At 68.2% G+C, this 26,326-nt stretch carries 28 protein-coding genes, 1 tRNA gene and 1 other RNA gene; 17 read left to right on the forward strand and 13 right to left on the reverse strand.

Annotated features, from left to right (window positions below; genetic code table 11):
- Positions 1-18: 18 nt before the first annotated feature.
- Positions 19-156 (reverse strand): 50S ribosomal protein L34, encoded by a 138-nt coding sequence (gene rpmH, locus N8I71_RS14725; RefSeq protein WP_025311815.1) that lies wholly within the window; start codon positions 154-156, stop codon positions 19-21.
- 152 nt (positions 157-308) lie between these two features.
- Positions 309-800, reverse strand: coding sequence for a DUF523 domain-containing protein (locus N8I71_RS14730; RefSeq protein ID WP_262878770.1), 492 nt, complete (start codon positions 798-800; stop codon positions 309-311).
- A 166-nt stretch (positions 801-966) separates the two neighbouring features.
- Between N8I71_RS14730 and N8I71_RS14735 the strand changes: the two genes are divergently transcribed.
- The 4 genes from N8I71_RS14735 to N8I71_RS14750 all read left to right on the forward strand — a co-directional run bounded on the left by N8I71_RS14735 (position 967) and on the right by N8I71_RS14750 (position 4,688).
- Positions 967-1,701, forward strand: a complete 735-nt coding sequence (locus tag N8I71_RS14735; protein WP_262878771.1) for a TVP38/TMEM64 family protein — start codon at positions 967-969, stop codon at positions 1,699-1,701.
- Between the two features lie 30 nt (positions 1,702-1,731).
- The gene (locus N8I71_RS14740) at positions 1,732-3,147 is read left to right on the forward strand and encodes a dihydrolipoyl dehydrogenase family protein (RefSeq protein WP_262878772.1); all 1,416 of its coding nucleotides are present in this window, start codon (positions 1,732-1,734) and stop codon (positions 3,145-3,147) included.
- A gap of 22 nt (positions 3,148-3,169) precedes the next feature.
- Positions 3,170-4,555, forward strand: coding sequence for a sensor histidine kinase (locus N8I71_RS14745; RefSeq protein ID WP_262878773.1), 1,386 nt, complete (start codon positions 3,170-3,172; stop codon positions 4,553-4,555).
- Positions 4,556-4,611: 56 nt separating this feature from the next.
- Positions 4,612-4,688: transfer RNA gene (locus N8I71_RS14750), tRNA-Arg, on the forward strand.
- Positions 4,689-4,935: 247 nt separating this feature from the next.
- On the opposite strand, the gene N8I71_RS14755 is transcribed toward N8I71_RS14750, so the two are convergent.
- On the reverse strand, positions 4,936-6,024 hold the full coding sequence (locus N8I71_RS14755) for a response regulator (RefSeq protein ID WP_262878774.1): 1,089 nt from the start codon (positions 6,022-6,024) through the stop codon (positions 4,936-4,938).
- Between the two features lie 573 nt (positions 6,025-6,597).
- Here N8I71_RS14755 and N8I71_RS14760 point away from each other — a divergent pair.
- Positions 6,598-7,275 (forward strand): cobalamin B12-binding domain-containing protein, encoded by a 678-nt coding sequence (locus N8I71_RS14760; RefSeq protein WP_262878775.1) that lies wholly within the window; start codon positions 6,598-6,600, stop codon positions 7,273-7,275.
- A 134-nt stretch (positions 7,276-7,409) separates the two neighbouring features.
- Here N8I71_RS14760 and rpsU read toward each other — a convergent pair whose 3' ends face one another.
- Positions 7,410-7,616 carry a 30S ribosomal protein S21 gene (rpsU, locus tag N8I71_RS14765; protein ID WP_025310998.1) on the reverse strand — a complete coding sequence of 69 codons (207 nt, stop codon included), beginning with the start codon at positions 7,614-7,616 and terminating at the stop codon, positions 7,410-7,412.
- Between the two features lie 117 nt (positions 7,617-7,733).
- On the opposite strand from rpsU, the gene N8I71_RS14770 reads away from it, so the two are divergent.
- The 5 genes from N8I71_RS14770 (at position 7,734) to N8I71_RS14790 (ending at position 13,913) form a co-directional block, all read left to right on the forward strand.
- Positions 7,734-8,414 carry a COQ9 family protein gene (locus N8I71_RS14770; protein WP_262878776.1) on the forward strand — a complete coding sequence of 227 codons (681 nt, stop codon included), beginning with the start codon at positions 7,734-7,736 and terminating at the stop codon, positions 8,412-8,414.
- Positions 8,415-8,526: 112 nt separating this feature from the next.
- Positions 8,527-9,510, forward strand: a complete 984-nt coding sequence (locus N8I71_RS14775) for an NAD(P)H-quinone oxidoreductase (protein WP_262878777.1) — start codon at positions 8,527-8,529, stop codon at positions 9,508-9,510.
- A gap of 129 nt (positions 9,511-9,639) precedes the next feature.
- A complete protein-coding gene (locus N8I71_RS14780; protein WP_262878778.1) occupies positions 9,640-11,568 on the forward strand; it encodes a PhoX family protein in 1,929 nt (642 codons plus the stop codon).
- A 309-nt stretch (positions 11,569-11,877) separates the two neighbouring features.
- Positions 11,878-13,131: a DEAD/DEAH box helicase gene (locus N8I71_RS14785; protein WP_262878779.1), complete on the forward strand. Its 1,254-nt coding sequence runs from the start codon at positions 11,878-11,880 to the stop codon at positions 13,129-13,131.
- Positions 13,132-13,253: 122 nt separating this feature from the next.
- Entirely contained in the window at positions 13,254-13,913 is a 660-nt protein-coding gene (locus N8I71_RS14790; protein WP_262878780.1) for a DUF4386 domain-containing protein, read from the forward strand.
- A 5-nt stretch (positions 13,914-13,918) separates the two neighbouring features.
- On the opposite strand, the gene N8I71_RS14795 is transcribed toward N8I71_RS14790, so the two are convergent.
- Genes N8I71_RS14795 through N8I71_RS14805 form a run of 3 tightly spaced genes read right to left on the reverse strand, consistent with a single transcriptional unit; the run spans position 13,919 to position 16,367 of the window.
- Entirely contained in the window at positions 13,919-15,037 is a 1,119-nt protein-coding gene (locus N8I71_RS14795) for a glycine cleavage T C-terminal barrel domain-containing protein (protein WP_262878781.1), read from the reverse strand.
- Positions 15,037-15,648 (reverse strand): CDP-alcohol phosphatidyltransferase family protein, encoded by a 612-nt coding sequence (locus N8I71_RS14800; protein ID WP_262878782.1) that lies wholly within the window; start codon positions 15,646-15,648, stop codon positions 15,037-15,039. Before N8I71_RS14800 ends, N8I71_RS14795 begins: the two co-directional genes overlap by 1 nt.
- Entirely contained in the window at positions 15,645-16,367 is a 723-nt protein-coding gene (locus tag N8I71_RS14805; RefSeq protein ID WP_262878783.1) for an HAD family hydrolase, read from the reverse strand. The genes N8I71_RS14800 and N8I71_RS14805 overlap by 4 nt, the downstream gene beginning before the upstream one ends.
- 85 nt (positions 16,368-16,452) lie before the next feature.
- Here N8I71_RS14805 and clpS point away from each other — a divergent pair, with 85 nt between their 5' ends.
- Genes clpS through N8I71_RS14820 form a run of 3 tightly spaced genes read left to right on the forward strand, consistent with a single transcriptional unit; the run spans position 16,453 to position 18,656 of the window.
- Positions 16,453-16,797 (forward strand): ATP-dependent Clp protease adapter ClpS, encoded by a 345-nt coding sequence (clpS, locus tag N8I71_RS14810; protein ID WP_406676105.1) that lies wholly within the window; start codon positions 16,453-16,455, stop codon positions 16,795-16,797.
- Between the two features lie 21 nt (positions 16,798-16,818).
- The gene (locus N8I71_RS14815) at positions 16,819-17,850 is read left to right on the forward strand and encodes a class I SAM-dependent methyltransferase (protein ID WP_262878784.1); all 1,032 of its coding nucleotides are present in this window, start codon (positions 16,819-16,821) and stop codon (positions 17,848-17,850) included.
- Complete coding sequence (locus N8I71_RS14820; protein ID WP_262878785.1) at positions 17,847-18,656, forward strand: SDR family NAD(P)-dependent oxidoreductase; 810 nt, start codon at positions 17,847-17,849, stop codon at positions 18,654-18,656. Before N8I71_RS14815 ends, N8I71_RS14820 begins: the two co-directional genes overlap by 4 nt.
- An 18-nt stretch (positions 18,657-18,674) precedes the next feature.
- Here the strand turns inward: N8I71_RS14820 and N8I71_RS14825 are convergent, their stop codons facing one another.
- Positions 18,675-19,445: a DUF1013 domain-containing protein gene (locus tag N8I71_RS14825; RefSeq protein WP_262878786.1), complete on the reverse strand. Its 771-nt coding sequence runs from the start codon at positions 19,443-19,445 to the stop codon at positions 18,675-18,677.
- Between the two features lie 149 nt (positions 19,446-19,594).
- Here N8I71_RS14825 and N8I71_RS14830 point away from each other — a divergent pair, with 149 nt between their 5' ends.
- The gene (locus tag N8I71_RS14830) at positions 19,595-20,239 is read left to right on the forward strand and encodes a ribonuclease T2 (RefSeq protein ID WP_262878787.1); all 645 of its coding nucleotides are present in this window, start codon (positions 19,595-19,597) and stop codon (positions 20,237-20,239) included.
- A gap of 113 nt (positions 20,240-20,352) precedes the next feature.
- On the opposite strand, the gene N8I71_RS14835 is transcribed toward N8I71_RS14830, so the two are convergent.
- From N8I71_RS14835 to N8I71_RS14850, 4 genes are all read right to left on the reverse strand, one after another.
- Positions 20,353-21,420 carry a class I SAM-dependent methyltransferase gene (locus tag N8I71_RS14835; protein WP_262878788.1) on the reverse strand — a complete coding sequence of 356 codons (1,068 nt, stop codon included), beginning with the start codon at positions 21,418-21,420 and terminating at the stop codon, positions 20,353-20,355.
- 3 nt (positions 21,421-21,423) lie between these two features.
- Entirely contained in the window at positions 21,424-22,041 is a 618-nt protein-coding gene (gene recR / locus N8I71_RS14840; RefSeq protein ID WP_262878789.1) for a recombination mediator RecR, read from the reverse strand.
- Positions 22,042-22,048: 7 nt separating this feature from the next.
- On the reverse strand, positions 22,049-22,393 hold the full coding sequence (locus N8I71_RS14845) for a YbaB/EbfC family nucleoid-associated protein (RefSeq protein ID WP_262878790.1): 345 nt from the start codon (positions 22,391-22,393) through the stop codon (positions 22,049-22,051).
- A 106-nt stretch (positions 22,394-22,499) separates the two neighbouring features.
- Complete coding sequence (locus N8I71_RS14850; RefSeq protein ID WP_262878791.1) at positions 22,500-24,401, reverse strand: DNA polymerase III subunit gamma/tau; 1,902 nt, start codon at positions 24,399-24,401, stop codon at positions 22,500-22,502.
- Here N8I71_RS14850 and N8I71_RS14855 point away from each other — a divergent pair.
- Positions 24,380-24,721, forward strand: a complete 342-nt coding sequence (locus tag N8I71_RS14855) for a hypothetical protein (RefSeq protein WP_262878792.1) — start codon at positions 24,380-24,382, stop codon at positions 24,719-24,721. The two genes, N8I71_RS14850 and N8I71_RS14855, sit on opposite strands and share 22 nt — an antisense overlap.
- A 96-nt stretch (positions 24,722-24,817) precedes the next feature.
- On the forward strand, positions 24,818-25,123 hold the full coding sequence (locus N8I71_RS14860; RefSeq protein WP_262878793.1) for a hypothetical protein: 306 nt from the start codon (positions 24,818-24,820) through the stop codon (positions 25,121-25,123).
- 127 nt (positions 25,124-25,250) lie between these two features.
- Here N8I71_RS14860 and ffs read toward each other — a convergent pair.
- An RNA gene (gene ffs, locus N8I71_RS14865) (signal recognition particle sRNA small type) lies at positions 25,251-25,347 on the reverse strand.
- Positions 25,348-25,444: 97 nt separating this feature from the next.
- On the opposite strand from ffs, the gene ypfJ reads away from it, so the two are divergent.
- The gene (gene ypfJ, locus N8I71_RS14870) at positions 25,445-26,281 is read left to right on the forward strand and encodes a KPN_02809 family neutral zinc metallopeptidase (protein WP_262878794.1); all 837 of its coding nucleotides are present in this window, start codon (positions 25,445-25,447) and stop codon (positions 26,279-26,281) included.
- Positions 26,282-26,326: the final 45 nt, after the last annotated feature.

Here is a 26,326-nt window from a genome sequence, read left to right on the forward strand (position 1 = left end):
CGGGCAGGTTGCCGGCGATCAGGCGCTCAGCGACTTGCGGCCGCGCGCGCGGCGTGCGTTGAGGATCTTGCGGCCGGCCTTCGTTGCCATGCGCGCACGGAAACCGTGGCGGCGCTTGCGCACGAGGTTCGAGGGCTGGAAGGTGCGCTTCGACATTGTCTCGCTCCGTCAGTGCCGACCGGATCGCGCCATGCGCGGGTTCGACGGCCGGTGAATCTCCGATGAAGCCCGGGCAATACGGATTCGGCGCTGCGCTGTCAACACGGGCGATGGGGTTCGCCCCGGTGGCGAGGACGACAGGCCGGCCTTCACTCGACCTGCGCAAGCCGCCGCGCGAGCTCCTCGGCGCGGTCATGCCCGTAGACGGCCACTCCGGCGGTGCGGAGCGCGGCGGCAACGACCCCCTCGCCAGGCCGCGTCGTGCCATCGAAGTGCCCGGCATGGATTCGCGCCACGCCGCAGGAGGGGCTGCCCTCGGTCAGGAGCGCGAAGGCGCATCCGGTCTTGCGCGCAAGCGCCACCGCCGCCTCGGCCCCCGCGAGAAAGCCACCGGTCACGTCCCGGCCCGTGGTGTCGAGGATGCGCGCCCCGCCGGTCAGCACCTCCGCACCGGAGGCGCCCGGCTCGATCTCTGCGGGCGCGCGGGGCACGGAGAAACCGCCCGCGATCTCGGGGCAAAGGGGCACGAGACGCCCTTCCGCCCGCCACAGAGCAAGAAGGCCCTCGCCTTTCCCCTTGGCCCTCCCGTCATAGCGCACCGGCTGCCCGAGCAGGCAGGCGCTGACCAGGATTCGTTTCATTCGCGTCTCGCTTTCCGCCGGTTGGCTGTGCTTTGTTACGACATGGGGGCCGATCCGTCACGAAATCGCCGTGCCGCGTCACGTCCCTTCACTCGGGCGTGAGGCCCCTGTCGCGCCGCGTGCTCTTGGCGCATCTAGGGTAGAGACCCAGCGCAAGAGTGCAGCCATGACCGATGCCGTGACACAGACCGACAAGACCAGTTTCGCCCGCTTCCTGCCGCTCGTCGCCGTCGCGCTGGGCGCCGGTCTCGGCTGGTGGCTCTTTCGCGACACGCTGAGTTTCGCCGCGCTGGCCGAGAACCGGGAGGCGCTGATCGCCTTCCGCGACGCCAACTATACCGCCACCGTGCTGGCCTTCATCGCCGTCTACGCGCTCATCGTCGCCTTCTCGCTGCCGGGCGCCACCATCGCCACGCTCACGGGTGGCTTCCTGTTCGCCACCTTCCCCGGCGCGCTCTTCAACATCGTGGCCGCCACGCTCGGCGCCACGGCGATCTTCCTCGCCGCCAAGACCAGCGTCGGCGAAAGGCTGGGCGCGCGACTCGAAGGGTCCGAGGGAATGGTGAAGCGGATCAAGGACGGGATCGACGCGAACCAGTGGTCGATGCTCTTTCTCATCCGGCTCGTGCCCGTGGTGCCGTTCTTCGTCGCCAACCTCGTGCCCGCCTTCCTCGAGGTGCCGCTGCGCCGCTACGTCGTCTCGACCTTCTTCGGCATCATGCCGGGCGCAGTGGTCTACACCTCGGTCGGCGCCGGCCTGGGCGAGGTCTTCGCCCGCGGCGAGACGCCCAACCTCGGCATCATCTTCGAGCCGCACGTCCTTCTGCCGATCCTCGGCCTCGCGGCGCTCGCGCTTCTGCCCGTGGCTCTGAAGGTCGTGCGCGGCACCCGCGGGCTCTGAGCCTCGCCCCGTCCCGAAAGGCCACCGCCCATGTCCGTCATCGATACCGACATCTGCATCATCGGCGCCGGATCGGGCGGCCTATCCGTCGCGGCGGGCGCGGTCCAGATGGGCGCGCGCGTGGTCCTGATCGAAGGCCACAAGATGGGGGGCGACTGCCTCAACTACGGTTGTGTCCCGTCGAAGGCTCTGCTTGCGGCGGGTCACAAGGCGCATGCGACGGCGGAGGCGGCCTTCGGCGTTGCGGGCCATGACCCGGCGCCCGACTTCGCCGCCGCCAAGGACCATGTCGAGGCGGTCATCGAGACCATCGCCCCCGTCGACAGCGAGGAGCGATTCGAAGGCCTCGGCGTTCATGTCATCCGCGAGTTCGCCCGCTTCGTCTCGGAAACGGAGGTCGAGGCGGGGCCGCACCGCATCCGTGCGCGCCGTTTCGTCGTCGCCACGGGGTCACGCCCCTTGGTGCCGCCGATCCCGGGGCTGGAGACGACGCCGCACCACACCAACGAGACGATCTTCGAGCTGCTGGAGCGGCCCCGGCATCTCATCGTCATCGGTGGCGGCCCGATCGGAATGGAGATGGCGCAGGCCCATCGCCGGCTCGGCTGCGAGGTCACGGTGCTGGAGGGCGCAAGGGCGCTTGGCCGCGACGATCCCGAGGCCGCCGCGCTGGTGCTGGAAGACCTTCGCGCCGAGGGCATCGCGATCGAGGAAGGGGCGAAGGTCGCCTCAGTGTCCGGGCAGGAGGGCGCGATCATCGTCGAGACGGAAGACGGGCGGCGATTCGAGGGCTCGCATCTTCTCGTGGCGGTGGGGCGGCAGGTGAATGTCGACCGGCTGGACCTCGAGAAGGCCGGGGTCGATTACGACCGGCGCGGCGTGACCGTGGACAAGGGCCTCCGGTCGACGAACAAGCGCGTCTATGCGGTGGGCGACGCCGCGGGCGGGCTGCAGTTCACCCATGTCGCGGGCTACCATGCGGGCGTCATCATCCGCCCCATGCTGTTCGGCCTGCCCGCGAAGGCGCGGACCGACCATATCCCGTGGGTCACCTACACCGAGCCGGAGCTTGCCCAGGTCGGGATGACCGAGGCCGAGGCGCGGGCGAAACACGGTGACGGGCTGTTCGTCGCGCGCGCCGACTTCGCCCACAACGACCGGGCCATCGCCACCGGGCAGGCCCGTGGCTTCGCCAAGGTGATGGTGGTCAAGGGCCGTCCCGTCGGCGCCACCATCGTCGGCCCGCAGGCGGGTGAACTGATCCAGACCTGGGCGCTGGCCATCGCGAACGGGCTGAAGATGTCGGCCGTCGCCGGCATGGTCGCGCCCTATCCGACACTGGGAGAGATTAACAAACGCGCCGCGGGTGCCTATTTCTCGCCAAGGCTGTTCGACAGCGCGCTGGTGAAACGGATCGTCCGCTTCGTGCAGCGTGTGATACCCTGAGGCTAGGAAAGGCCGGTCCCGCGTGGTGAACTCCCTTTCAGGACGCTTCCTGATCCTGACAGTCATCTTCGTGATGCTGGCAGAGGTGTTCATTTTCGTCCCCTCCGTCGCCCGCTACCGCGAGGACTATCTGCTCGCCCGCCTCGAACGGGCGCAGATCGCCTCTCTCGCGCTCTTGGCCACGGACGGGATGATCGACGACGACCTCGAGGCCGAGCTTCTGAACAATGCCGAAGTCCTGAACGTCGTGCTTTTGCGGGACGCCACGCGGCAGCTGATCCTGTCGAGCGATCACATGACGCCCATCGCCCGGAGCTTCGACCTGCGCGAGCCGTCCGCCTGGACGCTGATCCGCGACGCGATGCGCAGGCTCGTCACGACCGGGGAGGAAACGATCCGGGTCATCGGCCAGCCCGTGAACCAGGCGGGCCTCCTGATCGAGATCACCATGCCCTCGGGGCCGCTGCGAGACGCGATGATCGACTACGGGCTGCGTATCCTGCTGTTGTCGGCGATCATCTCGATCTTCACCGCCACGCTGCTCTTCGTCGCCGTGCAGCGGCTGCTGGTTCTGCCCATCAAGCGCGTGGTCGGGCACATGACCTCCTATGCCGAGGCGCCCGACGACGCCTCGCGCATCATCGAGCCGCGCGGGTCGGTGCGCGAATTGCGCGAGGCGGAGACCGCGCTTCAGTCGTTGCAGACCCAGCTGACCGGCGCGCTGCGGCAGCGCGAGCGGCTCGCCCAGCTTGGCGAGGCGGTGGCGAAGATCAGCCATGACCTGCGCAACATCCTGTCGGTGACGACGCTCATGGCCGACCGGCTCGAGGGGTCCAACGACCCCACGGTACAGCGGACGACGCCCAAGATCCTCGCCTCGCTCACGCGTGCGGTGAACCTGACCGAGGCGACCCTCGCCTTCGGACGCGCCGAGGAACCCGCGCCCAAGCTCGACCGTGTGAAGCTTGCCGATATCGCCGAGGACGTGGTCGAGAACGAGCGGCTCTCGGGCGAAAGCGACTGCATCGCCTTCGTGTGCGAGGTGCCGGCGACACTGGTCCTGCGGGCCGATCCCGAGCAGCTGCACCGCGTGCTCTCGAACCTGGTGCGCAACGCTCGCCAGGCCATCGCGGCGCAGGGCGGCCCCGGCGAAATCGCCATTCGCGGCCTCGAGGATGGCGAGGGCTGGCGCATCGAGGTCAGCGACACCGGACCGGGCCTTCCCCAGAAGGCGCTCGACCACCTGTTCAAGCCCTTCCATGGCGGCGCGCGCAAGGGCGGTTCGGGCCTCGGACTTGCCATCGCGGCCGAGATCATGCGCGGCCATGGCGGGCGCCTGGAGCTGGTGAAGACGGGTCCCGAAGGCACGACCTTCGCGCTGCACCTGCCCAAGGGACTTGCCGCCTGAAGGTGTCCGGAAACCCCTTGCGCTGCCCGGCAGGGGCGGTTACATCCACGCCCCACGCACCGGTAGCTCAGTTGGATAGAGTACTTGACTACGAATCAAGGGGTCGGGGGTTCGAATCCTCCCCGGTGCGCCACTTCCCAAATATGAGCTACCACCCTTAGGGCCACGTGACCTTAGGGCCACGTGACATTAGGGCCACCTGAGCGCGTGCCGCTTTCGAAGGAAGGTCTTCGAAGTGCGCCACTTCCCCTCTCAGCTCTGACGAACTCCTGTCCGCTTGAACCCAAGCAGACGTCCGCGACGGAACGGCGCGGGGCGCAACGTCCGAGCGGCGTTGGGCAACCGCCCGGTCGCGTCGGGAGACGTGGTCCGACCCGGGCCTACTTCCAGCCCAGGTCGCCCTCTTCGATGAACTCGTTGAGGATCTGCTCGTAGGCCGACTTGCTGATGCGCGACTGCTCCTGGCCGACCGATCTCCGGTGCGACAGCCATTCGCGGAACGAACTCCAGCCGAACTGGGTGTTCTCGTCCGCCTCTGCGGTCTCGATCGCCCTGCCGAGCGAGAGGATCGCCTCGGCGTTGCTCTCGGTGCTGAGGACGGTCTCCTGGCCGAGGATAACGCGAAGGTTCAGCCCGTGCTCGGACAGGACCGCGAAGCGCGTGTCCTTCTCCAGGGCGTCCGACAGGGCCGAGAGGGACAGCGCGCTCTTGCCGGATGTCGCGGTGAAGAACACCCCGTTGCCGAAATAGGTCAGGACATCGCCGCTCTTGCCGGTCAGCTTCGAGATGATCTCGCCGATGGCGTGAACGATCTTCTGGAACTCGGTCGCGGGCAGCTTCGAATGGAGGTCGTAGACACGCGCGATCTTCACGGCCCGCACCGTCAGCGGCGGCGCATAGCGCCGGTTCGACTGAAGGATGTAGGTTTCGAAGGCGTCCTTGCTGATGCAGCGCTCGATCCGGAAGAGCGTCACGGCATCCTCGAGTGCGCGGATCGTCTCCGGCCCGTTCCCGTCCTTGAGGAAGGTGCGCCGATGCCTGCGCGTCCGCTCCTTGGCGAAGCGCTTGCGGATCGCGCCGATGTCGAAAGGCTTCGCTATGTAGTCGTTGGCCCCCTGGGCGAAGGCGTCCTTGAGATAGCCCTGCTCGGTCATCGCCGTCAGCATGATGATCGGAACGTCGGCATAACCCGGTGTCTTGCGTATGATCGAACAGAGCTCGATCCCCGTGGTGCCGGGCATCTGTATGTCGAGGAATACGCCGTCGAACGGCGTTGGTTCGGCGTCGATTGCGCGCAGGGCCGCCTTCGCGGATGTGGCCACCTGCGTCGTGTACCCTCCCACCGCATCGAGCGCGGTGGAAAGCAGTTCGCAAATATCGATTTCGTCGTCCACGACGAGGATGCGCAGCGCCGGTCTTGGCGCGATTTCGTCGTCGATGAGCAGGTCTTCGGCAGCGCTGTCTGGCACGGACATCGCATTCCCCCTTTCTTGGTGCAAGGGCCACCGATAGGCGCGAATCTTGTCGAAAGGTTGATGAGAAAATGATCGATTGCGTCCGCCGTTCCGGGGAGGCCCGGCTCCACGAATTGTGCTCAGGAAAGAGGCGAAGGAAGCCGAAGGAGAGATGTCTACTCGATCTGACATTTTTTCTCCGTCGAATCGGGCGGTCCAGGTGCCGTGTGGATGCCCCCTGAAGTTCAATCAAATTATTGAAAAATATTATAAAAATGATGAACCAAGGCAACCGTAACGGCCACAAGGAAAAAAACTGATTGTCAATCTTGATTGACACTGTGTCTGGGTTACTGTTGCCTTGAACCAAGGCCAGCGTGCGCAGGTCCGGAAGGGGCCCGCACACACGACGGAAGATGAACGACCGTGACCAGACACACAGATGACCGCGTCCTCGCGCGTATGACGTCCCAGGACGCAATGCGCGCTCTATCCCAGGTCGGCCTTTCCGATCTTGCCGCGAGGGCCATGGCCCGATTGCGGGAGCAAACAGGTGCAGGTGGTCTGTCGCAGGAAGCGAGGGCTTGCATGAAGTCCCCCATTGCCACGGCGCTTGCGGTCGCGCTCTGCGACGATGAGACGGATGTCGCGGATCTGATGGTCGCAGACCTGATCGACGCCGGCGTCCCGGTCGAGGAGATCTGCCTCGAACATCTCGCGCCCGCCGCGCGCTGTCTCGGCGAATGGTGGGAGAACGACCGCGTGCCGTTCACCGAGGTCACGATGGCCACCTCGCGCATCCAGTCCCTGCTGCGCAGAATGCCGAAGGGCGGCATCGCCGTTCGCGCGTTCGGGGCGAAAGCCGCGGTGTTCTGCGCCGTTCCGGGTGAGCAGCACACGCTTGGCGTGATGATGGCCGCCGACCTGTTCCGCCGCAACGGCTGGGACGTGGGCCTGCTTCTCGGCCTGGAACACGCCGAGATCCTCGCGCGGCTGGAGCGTGATGACCGTTGCGTGATTGGGCTCAGCTGCTCGGGCGACCATTCCTTCGCGGCGCTTCAGCGACTGATGCAGGCGCTGCGCGAGGTGCGGCCGGGAGCGCGGATCATCCTGTCCGGCCAGATCGCAGGCGACCCGGCCGCTCTTTCACGCCTCCCCGAGCCCGATGCCGTCGTCAGGACGATGGAAGAGGCCGAAACCGAGATGACCCGCCTGGAGGCCGAAGTCATGGCCCCGGTGTCGATGCGGCGCGCCTCGGTCGCCTGAACAGCCTCGCGGCGTCCAATCCGCCGACGCAAAAAAACAGCCCCCGCGACGATGTCCCGGGGGCTCTTCTTCGTGTCGGTTCCCGTTCCGGTGGCGCGCCCCTCGGGACACCCCATGCCGGCGGTCCGGCGACGTCAGAGAAGACCTTCGCGCTGCGCCTTCTTGCGCGCGAGCTTGCGGGCGCGGCGGATGGCCTCGGCCTTCTCGCGCGCTTTTTTCTCCGAGGGTTTCTCGTAATGTTGCTTGAGCTTCATCTCACGAAAAACGCCTTCACGCTGAAGCTTCTTCTTCAACGCGCGGAGCGCCTGGTCGACATTGTTGTCGCGAACACTGACCTGCATTGTGGGTGTCACCACCTTTCTAGGTTGAAGTTGCGTCTCAAAGCAGGAGGTGGCCCTATAGCAAAGGCCCCCTAGCTTGTCCAGCGACCGGACCGCACAACGAGAAAGGCCAATGCCATGACCGACACCGCCGATCGCATCCTCGACGCCGCACTGATGCACGTCCCGTTCGACGGATGGTCCGACGCCGCCTTCCGCGCCGCCGCGGCGGATGCCGGTGTGCCGCTCGACGAGGCAAGGGCGCTTTTCCCGCGCGGCGCGCTCGACCTGGCGCTCGCATTCCATCGCCGTGGCGACGCCGAGATGGTGGAGCGCCTGAAATCCGCAGATCTCTCGGCGCTCCGGTTCCGCGACCGGATCGCCCATGCCGTGAAGCTGCGCCTCGACCTCGTGGAGCCGCACAAGGAGGCGGTGCGCCGGGGAACGACCCTCTTTGCGCTGCCCATGCATGCCGCCGAGGGCGCGCGCGCTGTCTGGGAGACCGCGGATGCGATCTGGACCGCGCTGGGCGATACCTCGGAAGACCTCAACTGGTACACCAAGCGCGCGACGTTGTCGGGCGTCTACTCGGCGACGGTGCTCTACTGGCTTGGGGACCAGTCCATGGAGCATTCCTCGACCTGGGCGTTTCTCGACCGTCGGATCGAGGATGTCATGCGTTTCGAGACGCTGAAGAAGCAGGTGCGCGAGAACCGGCTTCTCAAGCCGCTCCTTGCGGGCCCCGAATGGTTCGCATCCCAGGTGCGCGCCCCGTCGCGGCAGGCGCCCGCCGATCTGCCCGGGCGCTGGCGGCCCTGACGCGCGGAAACCCCGGCTTTTCCGTCGGGAATCGCACGCATGTCCCGGCGTGGCCTTGCCTCGCCGCGCCCGGGCGGTCATCCCTTGGAGAGGGACGACAAGGGAGGCACAGATGAATAGGACGATGCGCGCAATCGAGATCACCGCACCCGGCGGGCCGGAGGTGCTCCGCCCCTGCGAACGTCCGGTGCCCGAGCCGATGGCGGGCCAGATCCTGATTGCCGTGGACCATGCCGGGGTGAACCGGCCCGACGCGCTCCAGCGGGCTGGAAGCTATGCGCCGCCCCCCGGCGCATCGGACCTGCCGGGGCTGGAGGCCGCGGGCATCGTGGCCAAGGTCGGCCCCGGCGTCACCCGCTGGAAGGAGGGCGACGCGGTGACGGCGCTCCTGCCCGGTGGCGGCTACGCCGAATACGCGGTGACCCACGCCGACCACGCCCTGCCGGTGCCGAAGGGCATGGGCATGCGCGAGGCGGCGGCGCTGTGCGAGACCTTCTTCACCGTCTGGTCGAATGTCTTCATGCGTGGCCGTCTGCAGGGCGGCGAACGCTTTCTCGTCCATGGCGGGTCCTCGGGCATCGGCACGACCGCGATCCAGCTCGCCCGCCATTTCGGCGCGCGGGTCTTCGCCACGGCGGGCTCGGACGAGAAATGCGCCGCCTGCGTCCGCCTTGGCGCCGAACGCGCCATCAACTACCGTGACGAGGACTTCGCCGAGATCCTGCGGGGCGAGGGCGGCGCGAACCTGATCCTCGACATGGTCGGCGGCGACTACCTGCCGCGCAACGTCCGCGCGCTGGCCGATGACGGGCGGCTGGTGCAGATCGCCTTCCTGCAGGGCCCCAAGGTCGAGCTGAACTTCGCGCAGCTCATGGTGCGCCGGCTGACGATCACGGGCTCCACGCTCCGCCCGCAATCCGATGCGGCCAAGGCCGATATCGCCGCCGAGCTTGCCGCCCATGCCTGGCCGCTTCTCCACGGAGGGCTCGTGGCGCCGGTGATGGACGAGACGTTCCTCCTGGACGACGCCGCCGCCGCCCACGCCCGGATGGAAAGCTCGGCCCATATCGGAAAGATTGTCCTATCGGTGCGTTAGGACGAACCCTCGCAGGCCGTCATGTTCCTGTGATCCTGGCTGACTAACCCGGCATCAGAGCGATGGAGGGGGCCGACTCGCGGCCTTCCCGGCGCTTGCCACCCAAGTCTCAAGCCAGGGAGCAACGACATGAAAGATGTCGATACCAACAGACTGTCGGCCGACGAGTGGGACGAGCTGAACTTCCCCCGTCCCGAAGTGCAGGAGTTCGACCGCGTGGTCGAGCGCGCGATCTCGCGTCGCGGATTCCTCGGCGGTGTGCTGGCCTTCGGGTCCGGCGCGGCCGTGATGGGGACGTCCTTCCTCAAGGGCACGGCCGCCATGGCACAGCAGACCTCGCGCTTCGCGTTCGAGGCCCTCGCGCCACAGATTGACAACACCATCCACGTGCCCGCCGGCTATAACTGGAACGTCCTCGTGCGCTGGGGCGACCCGCTGTTCTCGGACGCGGTCGGCGCCTTCGATCCGCGGAACGGCGTCTCGGTCGAGATGTCCGACCGCGTCTTCGGCGAGAACACCGACGGGATGGAGCTCTTCAACATCGGCGGCCGCGAGATCCTCGTGGTCAACAGCGAGTACACCAACCGCGAGGTCAACCTGCCCCATGCGGCCGAAGGCGTTCCCGGCTCGCTCGACGACGTGCGCATCCTGCAGCACTTCCAGGGCGTGTCGGTGCTGGAGATCGCCGAGGGTCCGGACGGCTGGTCCGTCGTTCTCGACAGCCCCTACAACCGCCGCATCCACCACAACAGCCCGATGACCTTCGACGGCCCCGCCGCCGGTCATCCGCTGATGCAGACCGAGGCCGACCCCACCGGCATGTCCTCGCTCGGGACGATGAACAACTGCGGTTCGGGCCGGACGCCCTGGGGCACCTACCTGACCTGCGAGGAGAACTTCAACGGCTACTTCGGGGCGACCGGCGACATGCCGGCGGACGAGGTCGTGGCCGCGGGCTACACGCGCTACGGCATCGGCGCCGACGGCTGGGGCTACGACTACCACAAGTGGGACGCCCGCTGGGACGTGAGCCAGAACCCCAACGAGCCGCACCGCGCCGGCTGGGTCGTCGAGATCGACCCGGCCAACCCCGACGCGACGCCGGTCAAGCACACCGCCCTCGGCCGCTTCAAGCACGAGAACGCGGCCTATGCGATCGCGCCCGACGGCCGCCTCGTGGTCTACATGGGCGACGACGAGCGGGGCGAGTTCATGTATCGCTGGCTCAGCCGTGACATCTACGTCCCCGGCGGCGACACCTCCACGCTTCTGTCCGAGGGCACGCTCTCGGTTGCGGTGTTCGAGGACGATCTGACCGGCCGCTGGGTGCCGCTCACCCCCGAGACGACCGGCATGGACCCGGCGATGATCGCCATCTTCACGCGCATGGCGGGCTCGGCCGTGGGCGCGACGACCATGGACCGGCCCGAGTGGATCGCCGTCAATCCGACCGCGACCGAGGCCTATTGCTGCCTCACCAACAACTCGCGCCGCGGCGTGCTGACCGATGCCGGCACCGTGCGGACGAACGCGGGCGGCGACGCGATGACGGTCAACGGGCCCAACCCGCGCGAGGCCAACAACTTCGGCCAGATCGTGCGCTGGCGGCCCGATGGCGGCGACCACGGTGCCGACGGCTTCTCCTGGGACCTCTACGTGATGGCGGGCAACCCCTCCGTCCTCGAAGGCCCCGGCGCGGGGTCGGAGAACATCAACGCGGGCAACCTCTTCAACTCGCCCGACGGCATGATGATCGACACCTCCGGCCTGATCTGGATCCAGACCGATGGCGACGACAGCAACGAAGGCGACTTCGAGGGCATGGGCAACAACCAGATGCTTGCGGGTGACCCGGTAAGCGGCGAGATCCGCCGTTTCCTCACCGGGCCGAACGGCTGCGAGGTGACGGGCCTGACCTGGTCCTCGGATCGCCGCACGATGTTCGTGGGCATCCAGCACCCGGGCGACAACGGCGGCGACTGGCCGGACCATGGCGGCTCGCTGGCGCGCTCGGCCATCGTGGCGGTCAAGCGCGACGACAACGGCCTCGTGGGCTGATCCGGGCCGTTACCGCATCGGGGGGCGGCGCCACGTGTGCCGCCCCTTTTCCGTTCCGGGCTTGACGTGGAGCCCGCGCGCCTCTACCTGCGGCATACGTCCTCGGCGCCCTGCCGCGTGAGCAGGCCCCGGCCGAAAGCCGGTATCAAGCGCGAGAACGACAGATTTCCCGACATCACGCGAGGGGAGAACGGCCGCCTTGAGGCCCGCCATTTCAATGGCGTGTCCCGGCCCGGCCCCCGCCTGTCCCGCCGATCCCCGGCGGGAAATACCCATTGGCTGTCCATCCGGGCGGCCCGAAAGGAAGACATGACCGATTTTCAATCCCTGGGCGTCCCGGCCGATATGGTTGCCCGCCTCGCCGAGGCCGGCCTGACCGCGCCGACCCCGATCCAGACACGCGCGATCCCCGCCGCATTGGGCGGCCGCGACGTTCTGGGTCTGGCCCAGACCGGCACCGGCAAGACCGTCGCCTTCGGCGTTCCGCTGATGCTGGCGCTGGGCGCCGCCGAGGGCAAGCCCGTGCCGAAGACGCCCCGTGGCCTTATCCTCGCCCCCACGCGGGAACTCGCCAAGCAGATCGTCGCCGCACTTGAACCGCTGCGCGGCCCGCGAAAGCTGTCCGTGGTGCTCGTCGTCGGCGGCGCCTCGATCAACGCGCAGGCCGGGCGGCTTGCGCGAGGCGTTGACCTCGTGGTGGCAACGCCCGGGCGCCTGATGGATCTCATGGGCCGGCGTGACGTCGACCTGCGCCAGGTCCGCCAGCTCGTGCTCGACGAGGCCGACCAGATGCTCGACCTCGGCTTCATCCACGCGCTGCGCCGCATCGCCGCCGCGCTGCAGCCCGATCGCCGTACGATGCTGTTCTCCGCGACCATGCCCAAGGCGATGGAAAGCCTCGCCGCGAGCTTTCTGACCAATCCCCTGCGCATCGAAGTGACGCCGCCCGGCCGGACCGTCGAGCGCGTGACCCAGTCGGTCCATTTCGTGACGAAGGACGAGAAGGCCGACCGCCTCGTGAACCTGCTCGACACGCACCGCGACGAACGCGCCATCGTCTTCGGCCGCACCAAGCACGGCTCGGAAAAGCTCGCCAAGAAGCTCGAGGCCGAGGGGTTCGCCGTGGCCTCGATCCACGGCAACAAGAGCCAGGGCCAGCGCGACCGCGCGATCCGCGCCTTCAAGGCAGGTGAGGTGCGCGTGCTGGTGGCGACCGATGTCGCCGCGCGCGGGATCGACATCCCCGATGTGAAGCACGTCTACAACTTCGATCTGCCGAACGTGCCCGAGACCTATGTCCACCGCATCGGGCGCACCGCGCGGGCGGGTGCCGACGGGGCGGCCATCGCCTTCTGCACGCCCGAGGAAATGGGCGAGCTTCGCGACATCCAGAAGGTCACGGGCCTCGTCATTCCGGTCGGCCACGGCGAGCCGTGGGAACGCCACGACGCGCCGCGAAAGAAGGCGGGCCGGGGCGGTGGGTCCGGCCGGGGCGAGCAGGGCAAACCCGCACGCCGCCCGCGCCGCAGCCGTCCGCCGCGGCGCGCGAACAAGGCCGCCTGAAACGGCCGCTCGATTCATTCCATGCGGATGCGCATGGAATGAATGCGAATCTTGGGAATTAACCGGGGTTCGGTGCATGGGTTAGTTGGGGGCAGCTTTCATCCTGTTCCCCGGAGGTCCCCATGCCCGCCCCGACACTTCCCATGTTCCGCCTCGCCGGACTTCTCTACCTCGTCATTATCGTCTTCGGCATCTCGTCCGAGGTTCTCCTGCGCGGCCCGATCCTTGCCGCCGGTGACGCCGATGCGGTCGCCGCCGCCATCGCCGCCGCGCCCGGGCCCCTGCGCCTCTCCATCGCCGCCGACGCCGTCATGGCGATGGCCGATGCGGGCCTCGCCGTTCTCCTGTTCCTCATCCTTCGCCCGCTGGGCACCGGCCTCGCGCTGGCCGCGATGGTCTTCCGGCTGATGCAGGGCGCCGTGATCGCGGCAAGCCTGATGTTCCTCTTCGCCGCGCTTCGTCCCGATTTCGCGCCGCAGGCGCTGGCCCTGATCGAGATGCACGGGGTCGGCTACGACGTCGGCCTCGCCTTCTTCGGCGTGAACTCGGTCCTGACGGGCATGCTTCTTTGCCGTCTCGGCGGCGTAGCGCGTGTGATCGCGGGCGGGATCGTGCTCTCGGGCCTCGTCTACATGACCGGAAGCGCGCTGCGCCTTGCGGACCCGGCCATCGCGGAGGCCTTCGCCCCGGCCTATGGCGTTCCCGTCCTCGCCGAAAGCGCCTTCTGCCTCTGGCTGCTTTTCGCCGGTGCAGGTGCGCGACGGACGTTGGCCGCCGCCTGAGACGGTCAGCGCAGGAAGGGCAGGGCGGTCAGGCTGGCCGCCCTGTCGCCGTCGGGGAGCCGTACCGAAAGCCCCGGCGTGTCGTCGGCCAGCTCCACCGGGGCGAGACCCACGCCGATGTTGCGCCCCAGCCGGCGGGAATGGGCGATCTCGGTCACGTGGCCGACCTCCACCCCGTCGCGGAGAAGGGCCAGCGGACGCTGGTTGCCAGCCAAAGGCGGCCCGTCGAGAAACACGCCGATCCGCCGCCGCGTCGGGCCCTCGGCCGCGATCCTCTCCAGCGCGGCGCGGCCGATGAAGTCGTGCCCCGCCGAAAGGTCGATCATCGGACCGAACCCCATCTCGAAGGGATTGGCGGGCAGGCACTGCCGCCGCATGTCTGCCCCGTAGGAAATGAGGCCGGATTCCAGCCGCTCGATGTCGTTGGGCGCACCGGGTCCGATGCCGAAGGGCGCGCCAGCGCGTTTGACCCGGTCCCAGAGATCCGTGCCGCGGGTGCAGTCGCGGAGATAGAGTTCGACCCCGCCCTGTTTCGACCAGCCCGACCGCGCGACCACGAGCGGGATGCCGTCGAGGTCCGTCTCGCGGAAGGCGAAGGGGCGCAGGTCGCGGACCCATTCCCCGAGTAGCGCCGCCGCCACCTCCATTGCGCGCGGCCCCTGGATGGCGAGCGGAGAGACATCCGGCTCGGACACCGCGACGTCGAGACCCCGCTCGCGCGCGATGGCCAGCGCCCAGAGTTCCACGTCGCTGTCGGCGATCGAAAGCCAGACCCGCGTTTCCGAAAGCGGCAGAAGGACGGGATCGTTGATGAGCCAGCCGTCATGGTCGCACAGCGGGACGTAGCGCCCCTGCCCGGGCCGCGCGCCGCCTAGGTGCCGGGGCGTCAGGAGTTGCGCCAGCGCCATGGCGTCGGGGCCGTCGAGTTCCACCTGCCGCTGCACGGCCACGTCCCACATGGCGACGCCGTGCAGCAGCCGGTCATACTCGCCATCGGGGTCCCCGAAATGGCCGGGGATGTACATGTGGTTGTAGACGGAGAAGCCCCGCACGCCGTCCGCCACCGTGGCATCGAAGAACGGCGAGGTGCGGACGTTGGGACCGATGTGGATGGCGTAGGGCATCAAGGTTTTCCGAACATGCGCCAGCCCGCGGCGTAGCGGGTGATGCCGGTGATTGTGGCGGCGGCGGCGAAGACCAGCGCGAGGACCGGGAACGCCTCCGGGAACAGGCAGAAGGCAGCGAAGAACACGATGGTCTCTGCCCCCTCGGTCAGGCCGCCGAGGTAGTAGATCCCCTTGGCGGGATAGTCCGAGGCGCGCAGGCCACGGCGCTCGGCGATGATGGCGTGGGCGAGAAACGAAGTCCCCGACAGGACGAAGCTTGCGATCAGGACAGCGCCGGGAAGCGCGTTCGCCCCCGGATCGGCCAGAACGAAACCGAGCGGGAAGGTCGCGTAGAAGGCGAAGTCGAGCGCGATGTCGAGAAAGGCGCCCCGGTCGGTCGGGTTCGTCAGCCGAGCCACCGCGCCGTCGAGCCCGTCTGCTACCCTGTTGAGCAACAGCCCACCCAGCGCCAGCCAGAAGAACCCAAGCGCGGCCGCGACGGTCGCCATTAAGCCGAGCCCGAGCCCGGCCAGCGTGACAAGGTCCGCGTTCACGCCCCGCGCCGCGAGCCACTCGGCCGGCGGCTGCAACAGGCGGCGCTGTAGCGGCAGGAGGGCTGCGTCGATCATTGTCCGGTTTCGGCTCGGCTTTCGATGTCGTCGAGCAAGGCTAGCACGTGCCCGAGGCTCGGCACCTCACGAAAGCGCGGGTTGTCCGCGGGCGCGGCGGCGTGCTCCAGCTCCCATGTCAGGCCGTGGGGGACCAAGACCCCCCAGGCCCCGGCCTCGAGCGCGGGGATCACGTCGGACTTCATCGAGTTGCCGATCATCATCGCGCTGTCCGCGCCGTCGCCATGGGCTGTGAAGGCGCGGGCATAGACCGCGGGCTTCTTGTCCGACACGATCTCGACCGCGTCGAACAGATCGCCGAGCCCCGACTGGGCAAGCTTGCGCTCCTGGTCGAGCAGGTCGCCCTTGGTGATGAGGATCAGACGGTGGCTTTCGGCCAGGTGCCGCACCGTTTCCTCGGCTTCGGGCAGAAGCTCGATCGGATGCGCTAGCATCTCCTGACCGGCGGCGAGGATTTCCGAGATGACCTCGGCGGGCACGCGAGCCTCCGTCACCTCGATCGCGGTCTCGATCATCGAAAGCATGAAGCCCTTGATGCCGAAGCCGTAGTGCCCGAGGTTCCGCCGCTCGGCCGCGAGCAGCCGTTCCTGGAGGTGCGCAGGTTCGGCATGGTCGGCCAGAAGCCGTGCGAAACGGTCCTGCGTGATGCGGAAGAACGTCTCGTTCTGCCACAACGTGTCGTCGGCGTCGAAACCGATCGTGGTGATCCGGGACACCATCGCTGCCGACCCCCTCTTTTCTGAATCGCTCGTTGGCTTATATATTGCGGCCAAGCGACAGACCACGCAGCCGAACGGACCGCCGATGCGCACCGACCCCTGGACGATGATGGCGGACAAGCCCGGTAACGAGGGCGAGACCAACGTCATCACCAAGACCAAGCCCAAGACGCAGCGCCCGCCGATGTACAAGGTGCTGCTTCTGAACGATGATTACACGCCGATGGAATTCGTCGTGCACGTTCTGGAGCGGTTCTTCGGCGTGAGCCATGCGCAGGCGGTGGAGATCATGCTGACGGTGCACAAGAAGGGCGTTGCGGTCGTCGGCGTCTTTTCCTACGAAATCGCGGAAACCAAGGTGGCGCAGGTGATGGATTTCGCCCGGCGCAACCAGCACCCGCTGCAATGCACGATGGAGAAAGAGGACTGAAACAGGTCCTCCGCCCGCCTCATGGCCCCTGACAGATGGACCCTCGCGCTGGAAAGCGGCGCGCTGCCGCGGCCCGGCGGCCGCCTTCTCGCGCTGATGCCGCATGGCGAGGCCGACCTCGACGCGTTCGAATCGGACGAGGTGCTCGCGGTGCAGGGGTTCCGCCCGGACCATGACCGCCTCGCGGCGCGCGGATTCGATGTCGTCCCGGAGCTTGATCCCGAGGCCGGTGGCTTCGACACCGCGCTGGTGCAGATCGTCAAGTCGAAGGTCCGGACCCTATCGGCCCTGGCCGAGGCGCTGGCGGCCCTGAAGCCCGGCGGGCTCCTGCTGGTGGATGGTCCGAAGGACGAGGGGATCGAGGCGATCCTCAAGGCGGTGCGCGGCCATCTCGACGTGGACGAGGTGTTTTCGAAGTCGCATGGCAAGCTCTTCTGGCTGACCCGCCCCGAGGTGCTGCCCGCAGACCTCGAGGAGTGGATCGCCCTGCCGGAGACCACCGAGGAGGGCTATGTCACCGCGCCGGGCGGCTTTTCGGCCGATGGTCCCGACCGGGGCTCGGAGATCCTCGTGGCCCTAGTCCCGAAGCTGACCGGCCGCGTGGCGGATCTCGGCGCAGGCTGGGGCTATATCGCAGGCGAGATTCTGGCCGAGCAGGAGGGGATCGAGCATCTCGACCTGATCGAGGCCGACCATGCCATGCTGGCGGCCGCGCGCGTCAACGTCGACGATCCGCGGGCGGCCTTCCACTGGGCCGACGCCACGCGGTTCGAGCCCGAGGCGCCCTATGACGCCATCTTGTGCAACCCGCCCTTCCATGTCGGCCGCCGCGCCGATCCTGCGCTGGGAAGGGCCTTCATCGCCGCGGCGGCGCGCATGCTCGCGCCCGGCGGCAAGTTCATCATGGTGGCCAACCGCCATCTGCCCTATGAGGCCGCGCTGAAGGACGCCTTCGGCACCGGGCGGCTTATCGGAGAGCTCGAGGGATACAAGCTCTACGAAGCGGCGAAGCCGAAGCAGGCAGGGCGCATTTCCAGGGGACGACGGACATGACACTCTCGATCCAGGGCAAGACCGCGATCATCACGGGGGCGGCCAACGGCATCGGCCTGGCCATCGCGCGGCACTTCGTCGACCGGGGCGCGCGCGTGATGTTCGCCGATCGCGACGAGGCACGGCTGGCCGATGAATGCGGCGAGATCCCCGACGAGGCGGGGCATGTGCGGTATTTCGCGGGCGACCTCCGCGAGAAGCTGACGGTGGCGAACCTTCTTTCCGCGACGCTCGACGCCTTCGACCGGATCGACGTCCTCGTGAACGCGAGCCGTCAGATCCTGCCGACCGACCCGCTCGACCCTTCCGACGGATCGGTGCAGACGCTTCTCGACCAGAACATGTTCACGGCTTTGCGGCTCAGCCAGGCCGTGGCCAACCGCATGATCCAGCAGGCCGAGACCGCGGGAGACGAGGACGGCCCCGTGGGCTCCATCGTCAATATCTCGTCCATCGCGGCGCGCCGCACGCATCCCGACCTGATGGGCTATTCGATCTCCTGCGCCGCGCTCGACCAGGCCACGCGCAGCCTGGCCGTGGCTCTCGCCCCGCACCGCATCCGGGTGAACGGCGTCGCCTTCGGCTCGGTCATGTCGGCCAGCCTGAAGGAAAGCCTGAACGATACCGACGGCCTGCGCCAGGAGATCCGGCAGTGCACGCCGCTCGGCCGCATCGCCAGCGCGCGCGAGGTGACGCATGCGGTCCAGTTCCTCGCCTCCGACGGGGCGGGCTTCGTGACGGGTCAGGTACTGACGGTCGATGGCGGCCGGACACTGCTCGACAACGTGACGGTGGCCGCGCACTGACGGCGCGGCCGGCGCTTCTCAGCGCCGGTCGTCCTCGTCGTCGTCATCCTCGTCGCTGTCGGGCAGGTTGAAGAGGCTGTCCGCGTTCAGCTCGGAGCCGCGGCGCTCGTCCTCGTCGTCGTCATCCGCATCGTTGCCCGTCAGGCTGAAGGTCTCGAGCCCGGAGATCGCGGTCGGCATCTTCGGTTCGGGCTCCATGCCGAGGCTCTGTTCCGTCGAGACGAGCTTGCGGCGCTCGTCGTCGGTCATCACCTCGCCATCGCGGGCGCGCTTCGCGTTCGCCCTTTGCACCGCGGAATCGAGTTCGCCCTGCTTGCAGAGGCCCAGGGCCACGGGATCGATCGGCTGGATGTTCGAGATGTTCCAGTGGGTGCGCTCGCGGATCGACTGGATCGTGGGCTTCGTCGTGCCGACGAGCTTGGAGATCTGGCCATCGGTCAGTTCCGGGTGGAACTTCACCAGCCACAGGATCGCTGCGGGCCGGTCCTGACGCTTGGAAAGGGGAGTGTAGCGCGGGCCGCGGCGCTTTTCCTCGCCGACGGCGGCGGGGTTGAACTTCAGCTGCAGCTTGTGCAGCGGATCGGCCTCGCCCTTGTCGATCTCTTCCTGCGTAAGCTGGTTGTTCACGATCGGATCGAAGCCCTTCACACCCGCGGCGACGTCGCCGTCCGCGATGCCCTGCACTTCCAGTTCGTGAAGGCCGCAGAAGTCGCCGATCTGCCTGAAGCTCAGCGTGGTGTTGTCGACGAGCCAGACGGCGGTGGCCTTGGCCATGATCGGTTTGTTCATGTCGGTCGCCTCCTTGGGACGCGGCTATTTCGGGACCCGAAAAAAGAGGTCAGGGCCGGCGGAGCGGCTGCGGGCTTTGGCCCGCCGATCCTCGATTTCGGGGAAATCGCAGCGTATATAGGCCCGGATCGGGCCGGAGGGAAGGGCTAATGCGCAAGGCGCTCATGACGTTGGCGGCACTGGTCGCGCTCTGGCCCTTCGCGGCGATGGCGGAGGGCGAGAGGGCGGGCGAATTCGACTACTACGTCCTTTCGCTGAGCTGGACGCCAAGCTGGTGCGCGCTGGAAGGCGACGCGCGCGATAGCCCGCAATGCGAGGCGGGGCAGGGTTTCGGCTTCACGCTGCACGGGCTCTGGCCGCAATACGAGGAGGGCTGGCCGAGCTACTGCCCGACATCGGCGCGCGCCCCGTCGCGGCGCGAGACCGCGGCCATGGCCGACATCATGGGGACCTCGGGACTTGCCTGGCATCAGTGGCGCAAGCACGGCGTCTGCACGGGGCTGTCGTCGGAGGATTACTACGCGCTCTCCCGGCTGGCCTACGAGCGTGTTGCGCGCCCGGACCTCCTGCGCCGGCTCGACCGCGAGGTGCGCCTGCCCGCCCGCGTTGTCGAGGAGGCATTCCTCGAGGCCAACCCCGGTCTCGAACCCGACATGCTGACCGTCACCTGCCGCGCGGGCCGGGTGCAGGAGGTGCGCCTCTGCCTCACCCGCACGCTGGAGCCGCGCGACTGCGGCTCGGACGTGGTCAGGGATTGCACGCTCGAGGCCGCGATCTTCAGTCCGATGCGCTGAACCCGGGCGGTCGCCATGCGTATTTGAAGAAAGATGAAGGACAGGCCCGCTTCATCTTTCCCGAAATACGCATGTGCGACGCCGCGGTCGCGGCGACCTCCGGAATGGCGCGGTCAGGCGCGGAACACGAAGTAGATGTTGGGCGCCACGGGCGCCGTTTCGGGCAGCGCCGCGAAGGTCTCTTCCAGGGCTTCGAACACCGGCGCGTAGCGCTCGAGCGCTCCCTTCTCGGTGCCGAGCAGCCCGTCGAGCGCATTTCGCAACCGGCGGAGCGGGGTCACGTCCTCCTGCGGCTGGTCGATCGGGTAGCATTCCGCGTACCCGATCTCGTAGCCGAGATGCGTGAGCGCGGAAATGTCGAAGACGCGATCCTCGCCCATTCCCTCGCCCTGCGCGCCGCGCATCACCTGCCTCGCGGCACCTTCGAGGCGCATCTGCGCGAGCTGGCTGAGGCCCTTGTTGCGTGCCGGCTTGCGACCGAGGAAGCCGCCGCCTTCATCCCCCGAGGGGCCCGGGCCGCCCTGAGCCTCGAAGCGCCGGATGAGGTCCATGACGAAGGCGCTCCAGATCTTGCCCTGCAGGCAGGGTTCCAGGAAAACGGCGACGCCACCGGGTTTCAGCCAGCGGCGCACGTTGGTCAGGAGCACTTGCGGATCGGCCTCCCGCGCGAGCGCTCCTCGGCCGACGACGAGATCGAGCGTGGCCATCTCGATCCCCAGCCCGTCGGTGCCCGTATCGAGCACCAGCGCCGCGCCGCCGGCGGTGATCTGGGCCAGATGGGACAGGGCGGAAGGCGAGGTTTCCGTGGCATAGAGGCGCCGCACGCGCGGATCATTGGACAGGCCCTCTGTCCAGGCGCCGCCGGACGCGCCGATCTCAAGCACTTCGCCCAGGTTCTTCCTGCCCAGCACCTGCCCGAGGATCAGGTCGAGGTCGCGATAGTGGCTCGCGCGGGCGGCTTCGGTCGGAAAGAAGGCGCGGACGATGGCGTCGGGCTGTCCCGGGGAGGCGCCGGGCACGGGCGGCACTTCGCCCACTGCGGGGTTCAGCGCGTGGACGCCCGCCTCGGCCGGGACGACGTGGCCGCAACGGCGGCACTCGAGCCCCTCTTCGGTCATCCAGAGCTGGTTCTCGGTGCAGGCCGGGCAGATCAGCGCCGTGTATCCTGGAGCGATCGGCATGGATTAAAGCGCCTTTCTGGCCTTGAGGGCGGCAGAGATCGTGCCGTCGTCGAGATAATCGAGTTCGCCGCCGATGGGCACGCCCTGGGCCAGCGAGGTGACGGAGACGCCGGTGCCTTCTAGCGCATCGGCGATGTAGTGGGCCGTGGTCTGTCCATCGACCGTGGCGTTGAGAGCGAGGATCACCTCGCGCACGTGCTCGCCGGCGATCCGGTCCACGAGGCGCGGGATGTGCAGGTCCTCGGGCCCGATGTCGTCGAGCGCCGACAATGTCCCGCCGAGCACGTGATAGCGTCCCGCGAAGGCGCCGCCGCGCTCCATCGCCCAAAGGTCGGCCACGTCCTCCACGACGCAGATCTGTCCCTGCGCCCGCGCCTCGTCCGCGCAGATCGGGCAGAGATCAGCGGTGGAGATGTTGCCGCAGTTGAAGCAGGCGCGCGCCGTTTCCGCGACCTTTGCCATTGTGGCGGCCAGCGGCGCCATCAGCGTGCCGCGGCGGTCGATCAGGTGCAGGACGGCGCGGCGCGCGGACCGGGGCCCGAGGCCCGGCAGGCGAGCCATGATCTCGATCAGCGCCTCGATGTCGCGCGGTGCGCCGTCGTGGGACGGTGTGCGGGTCAAGGGCGCCTCAGAACGGCAGCTTCATGCCGGCAGGCAGGCCCATTTCCTCGCTGAGCTTCGCAAGCTCCTGCTGGCTCTTCTCCTGCGCGCGCGATTGCGCGTCCTTGATCGCGGCGAGGATCAGGTCCTCGACCACTTCCTTGTCGTCCTGGTTGAAGATCGAGGGGTCGATGTCGAGACCCGTCAGCTCCCCTTTCGCGGTCGCGGTTGCCTTGACGAGGCCCGCGCCGCTTTCGCCGGTCACGGTCATGGTGGCGAGTGCGTCCTGCATCTCGGCCATCTTCGTCTGCATCTCCTGCGCCTGTTTCATGAGCTTGGCCATGTCGCCAAGCCCGCCCAGTCCCTTCAGCATCTCGGACATCCCCCTTATGCGGTTTCGTTCCAGATACGCCCCATGGGCGCGTGTCACAAGGCGCAGGGCGCGTGCGGCCGGCCGGTGCGGCGCCGCGCCGCCGAAATCATTCGTCTTCGAACGGGTCCCAGTCGTCGGGGCCGTCATCGGGGCCGGCGTCGTCGTCTAGCATTTCAGGCAGCGCCTCGGCCTCGGCCTCGCGGGCGAGGTCCTCGCGGGTGCGGATCGAGGTGATCTTCGCTCCGGGAAAAGCCGCGCTGACCGCCTGCATCAGCGGGTGCTGCGCGACGCTGGCCTCCAGATCCCGGCGCGCGGCCTCCTCACGTTCCGTTTCGGTCGGCGCGCCGCCGGTGCCGACGGTGACCACCCAGCGCGCGCCGGTCGCGGTTTCCAGAATCCGCCGGAAGCGGTGGACGAGGTCGCGCGGCGCCTGCGGCGTCGGCTCCACCTCGATCCGGCCCGGGGCGTAGGAGACGAGGCGGAGAAAGGACTTCACCTCGACCTGCAGTTTCATGTCGCGCGCGTTCTCGACCAGGGCCACGACGCTCTCCCAGGTCGGGTAGAGCGCGAGGTCCGGGCCGGGGGCCCGCAGTTCCGCCACCTGCGGGCCGCTCCCGCCGGAGCGATGTGTCCCTGACGGCGCGGCGCGGGCGGTCGGCGCGGAGGACGCGGGCGCGGATGTGTTGCGGCCGCCGCCCGCGGTGCCACCGCTCTGCGGCGGCGCGTCCACGAGTTTCTGAACGAGGTCGCCCGGAGTCGGCAGGTCGGCGACATGGGTCATGCGGATCACCGCCATCTCGGCGGCCATCATGGCGTTGGGCGCCAGCCGCACCTCCTCGAGCGCCTTCAGCAGCATCTGCCACATCCGCGTCAGCACCCGCATCGGCAGACGATCCGCCAGGTCCTGGCCGCGCAGCCGTTCGGTCGTCGAGATCGTCGGGTCCTCCGCCGCCTCGGGGGTGATCCGCACGACCGAAATCCAGTGCGTGATCTCGGCGAGGTCGCGCAGGACGGCCACCGGGTCCGCGCCATCGGCATATTGCGCGGCAAGCTCTCCCAGCGCGGCGGGTGCGTCGCCGCCCATGATCGCCTCGAAGAGGTCGAGCACGCGGCCACGGTCGGCGAGGCCCAGCATCGCGCGCACCTGCTCGGCCCCGGTCTCGCCCGCGCCATGGGCGATGGCCTGATCGAGCAGGCTCATCGCGTCGCGGACCGAGCCTTCGGCGGCCCGCGTGATCAGCGCGAGCGCCTCGTCGGCGATCGAGGCGCCTTCCAGACCCGCCACCTTGCGCAGGTGCGCCATCATCACCTCGGGCTCGATCCGGCGGAGATCGAAGCGCTGGCAGCGGCTGAGGACCGTGACGGGGACTTTCCGGATCTCGGTCGTGGCGAAGAGGAATTTGACGTGCGCGGGCGGTTCCTCAAGCGTCTTGAGGAGCGCGTTGAACGCGCTCGTCGACAGCATGTGGACCTCGTCGATGATGAAGATCTTGTAGCGCGCCTGCGCCGCGCGGTAGCTCACCGTCTCGATGATCGCGTCGCGGATGTTCTGGACGCCCGTATGGCTGGCCGCATCCATTTCCATCACGTCGACATGGCGCCCTTCGGCGATGGCCACGCAGTTCTGGCAGACGCCGCAGGGCTCCGTTGTCGGCCCGCCGGTGCCGTCCGGCCCGATGCAGTTCAGCCCCTTGGCGACGATCCGTGCCGTCGTGGTCTTGCCCGTCCCGCGAATACCCGTAAGCATGAACGCCTGCGCGATCCGGTCGGCCTCGAAGGCGTTCTTCAGCGTCCGCACCATCGCGTCCTGGCCGATCAGGTCGGCAAAGGTCTGAGGGCGGTACTTGCGCGCCAGAACCTGATAGCCTGCCTCGGATGTCTCGCTCATCTGCGGTGCCTCTTCGGGGGCGTGGGTGAGGGTTGGGCGAAGCTTATGGGAGGCGGCGGGCGAGGTCCATGGCCACGCGCCGCGCAAAGGGAGGGCCGATGGCCGAACATGTCCCGCCACGGGCACTCGTGGCGATGATGGCGCTTTTCCTCGGGGTCATGGCGGTCTCCGCGCTGGCCTTCTGGTCGCTGTCCCTCATCTGGTCCGGTGGACTTTCCGGAGTGATGGCGGCGATGGGACCGGGCCTCACCAGCCTGTTCGCGGCCTTCCACATCCCGGCGGCGGTGGTGGCGGTTCTCCTGTGGCAATGGACGCGGCGGGACTTGAGCCCGGTCCTGCGCGTCGCGCTGGAGGCTTCGGTCCTCTATTTCTGGGGCGCGGTGCTGACCGGCCTGTTCTTCAACTATCTCGCCGCCAGCTTCATGGGGCGATTCTCCTAGACCTGCCGCCGGCGCGCGTTGCTTGGCGTCCCGGCCCGGACGGCGCCCGCCGCAACACATGGCCGGAGGCGCCGCTGGCGTGCTAGGCTACCGTCCATGGTTGGAAACCGAACGGCGATCTGGCTTGCCCTTGCCCTCTGGGCGGGGGCGATGCTCCTGTCTTGCCTGTCGTTGACGGCGGAGCCCACCGGTGACGGTTTCACCCGTGGACTGAACCGGGTCGCGGGCTTCATCGGCTGGCAGTTGCCCGCGGCGGTTCTCGCGCTTTTTCTCTGGCTTTCCTCCCGACCCCTGCGAAAGGGCGAGGTCCTGCGCTGGCTGGCGCGTGTGCCGGGGTGGTGGGCGGTGGCGCTGCTGGTCCTGATCGGGACATGGATGGCCGTGGGTCTGATCGGGGACTGAACTCCGCCATCGCAACCGCGCAACGTGCAGGCCGATGGACGTCGACCACGCAATAAAGGGGAGGGGATCGCCCCCGCGGGCCGACCGTTTTCGGCCTGCCGCGTCCGCGGCTTCGGCGGGGCGCTGGGGTGAGAGGCTGGACAGCGACCCAAGCGGGGCTCGTTGTGGCTGCTTCCTTCCGGACCTGACCAGGTTGGCGAGGCGCCTGCCCGCGCCAACCTCTCGCAGCCGAGATAGGAAAAACGATGCATATGCGCAACCCCGGCGTGTTAGACTGACCGGCAAAGACACTGGGAGCCGGGCCGGAAAAGGGGAGGCGCCATGAGATTGAGAGGCGTGCGGCAGAGCCGCAACGTGGAGGACCGGCGCGGTCGGCGCGCCGGAGGTGCGGCGGGCCTTGGCGGGGCGGGCCTGCTCGTGGTCCTGGCCATCGCCTATTTCACTGGCATCGACGTGTCGCCTCTGCTCCAGCAACAGCCCGGCGCGACGAGCGGCGGCCCAGTCCAGCTTTCGGCCGAGGAAGAGCAGGCCGGCGTTTTCGCATCGCAGGTTCTGGCCACGACCGAGGATGTGTGGACCGACATCTTCGCCGAGGAATTCGGCGCGACCTACCAGCCGCCGCGGCTTGTCCTCTTTTCCGAGGTGACGCAGTCGGGCTGCGGCGGCGCTTCGGGTTCCTCGGGGCCCTTCTACTGCCCCGCCGACGAGCGCGCCTATCTCGACACGGCCTTCTTCGCCTTCATGGCGCAGCGTCTCGGCGCGCGCGGCGATTTCGCGGCCGCCTACGTGATCGCTCACGAAGTCGCCCACCACGTCCAGCACGAACTCGGCATCCTCGGCCAGGCCAACCAGGCGCGCGCGGCGATGTCGCAAACCGATTCGAACCGCGTGTCCGTGATGATCGAGTTGCAGGCCGATTGCCTTTCGGGCGTCTGGGCGAGCCGTCTCGACGGCATCCTGGAACCCGGCGACATCGAGGAGGCGATCGGAACCGCCGAGGTGATCGGCGACGACTACCTGCAGGCCCGCGCCGGGCGACAGCCCAACCCCCACAGCTTCACCCATGGCACGTCCGAGCAGCGTATGCGCTGGTTCGTCACCGGCTACCAGAGCGGCGACCCGGCGGCCTGCGACACCTTCGGAGCGGCCCGCCTGTGAGGCGCCGCCCCTGCACCCAGAGACCGGTCAGCCTGCCCTATGGCA

Source organism: Roseicyclus sediminis (assembly GCF_025515305.1).
In the GTDB taxonomy this organism is placed as follows: Bacteria; Pseudomonadota; Alphaproteobacteria; order Rhodobacterales; family Rhodobacteraceae; genus Roseibacterium; species Roseibacterium sediminis.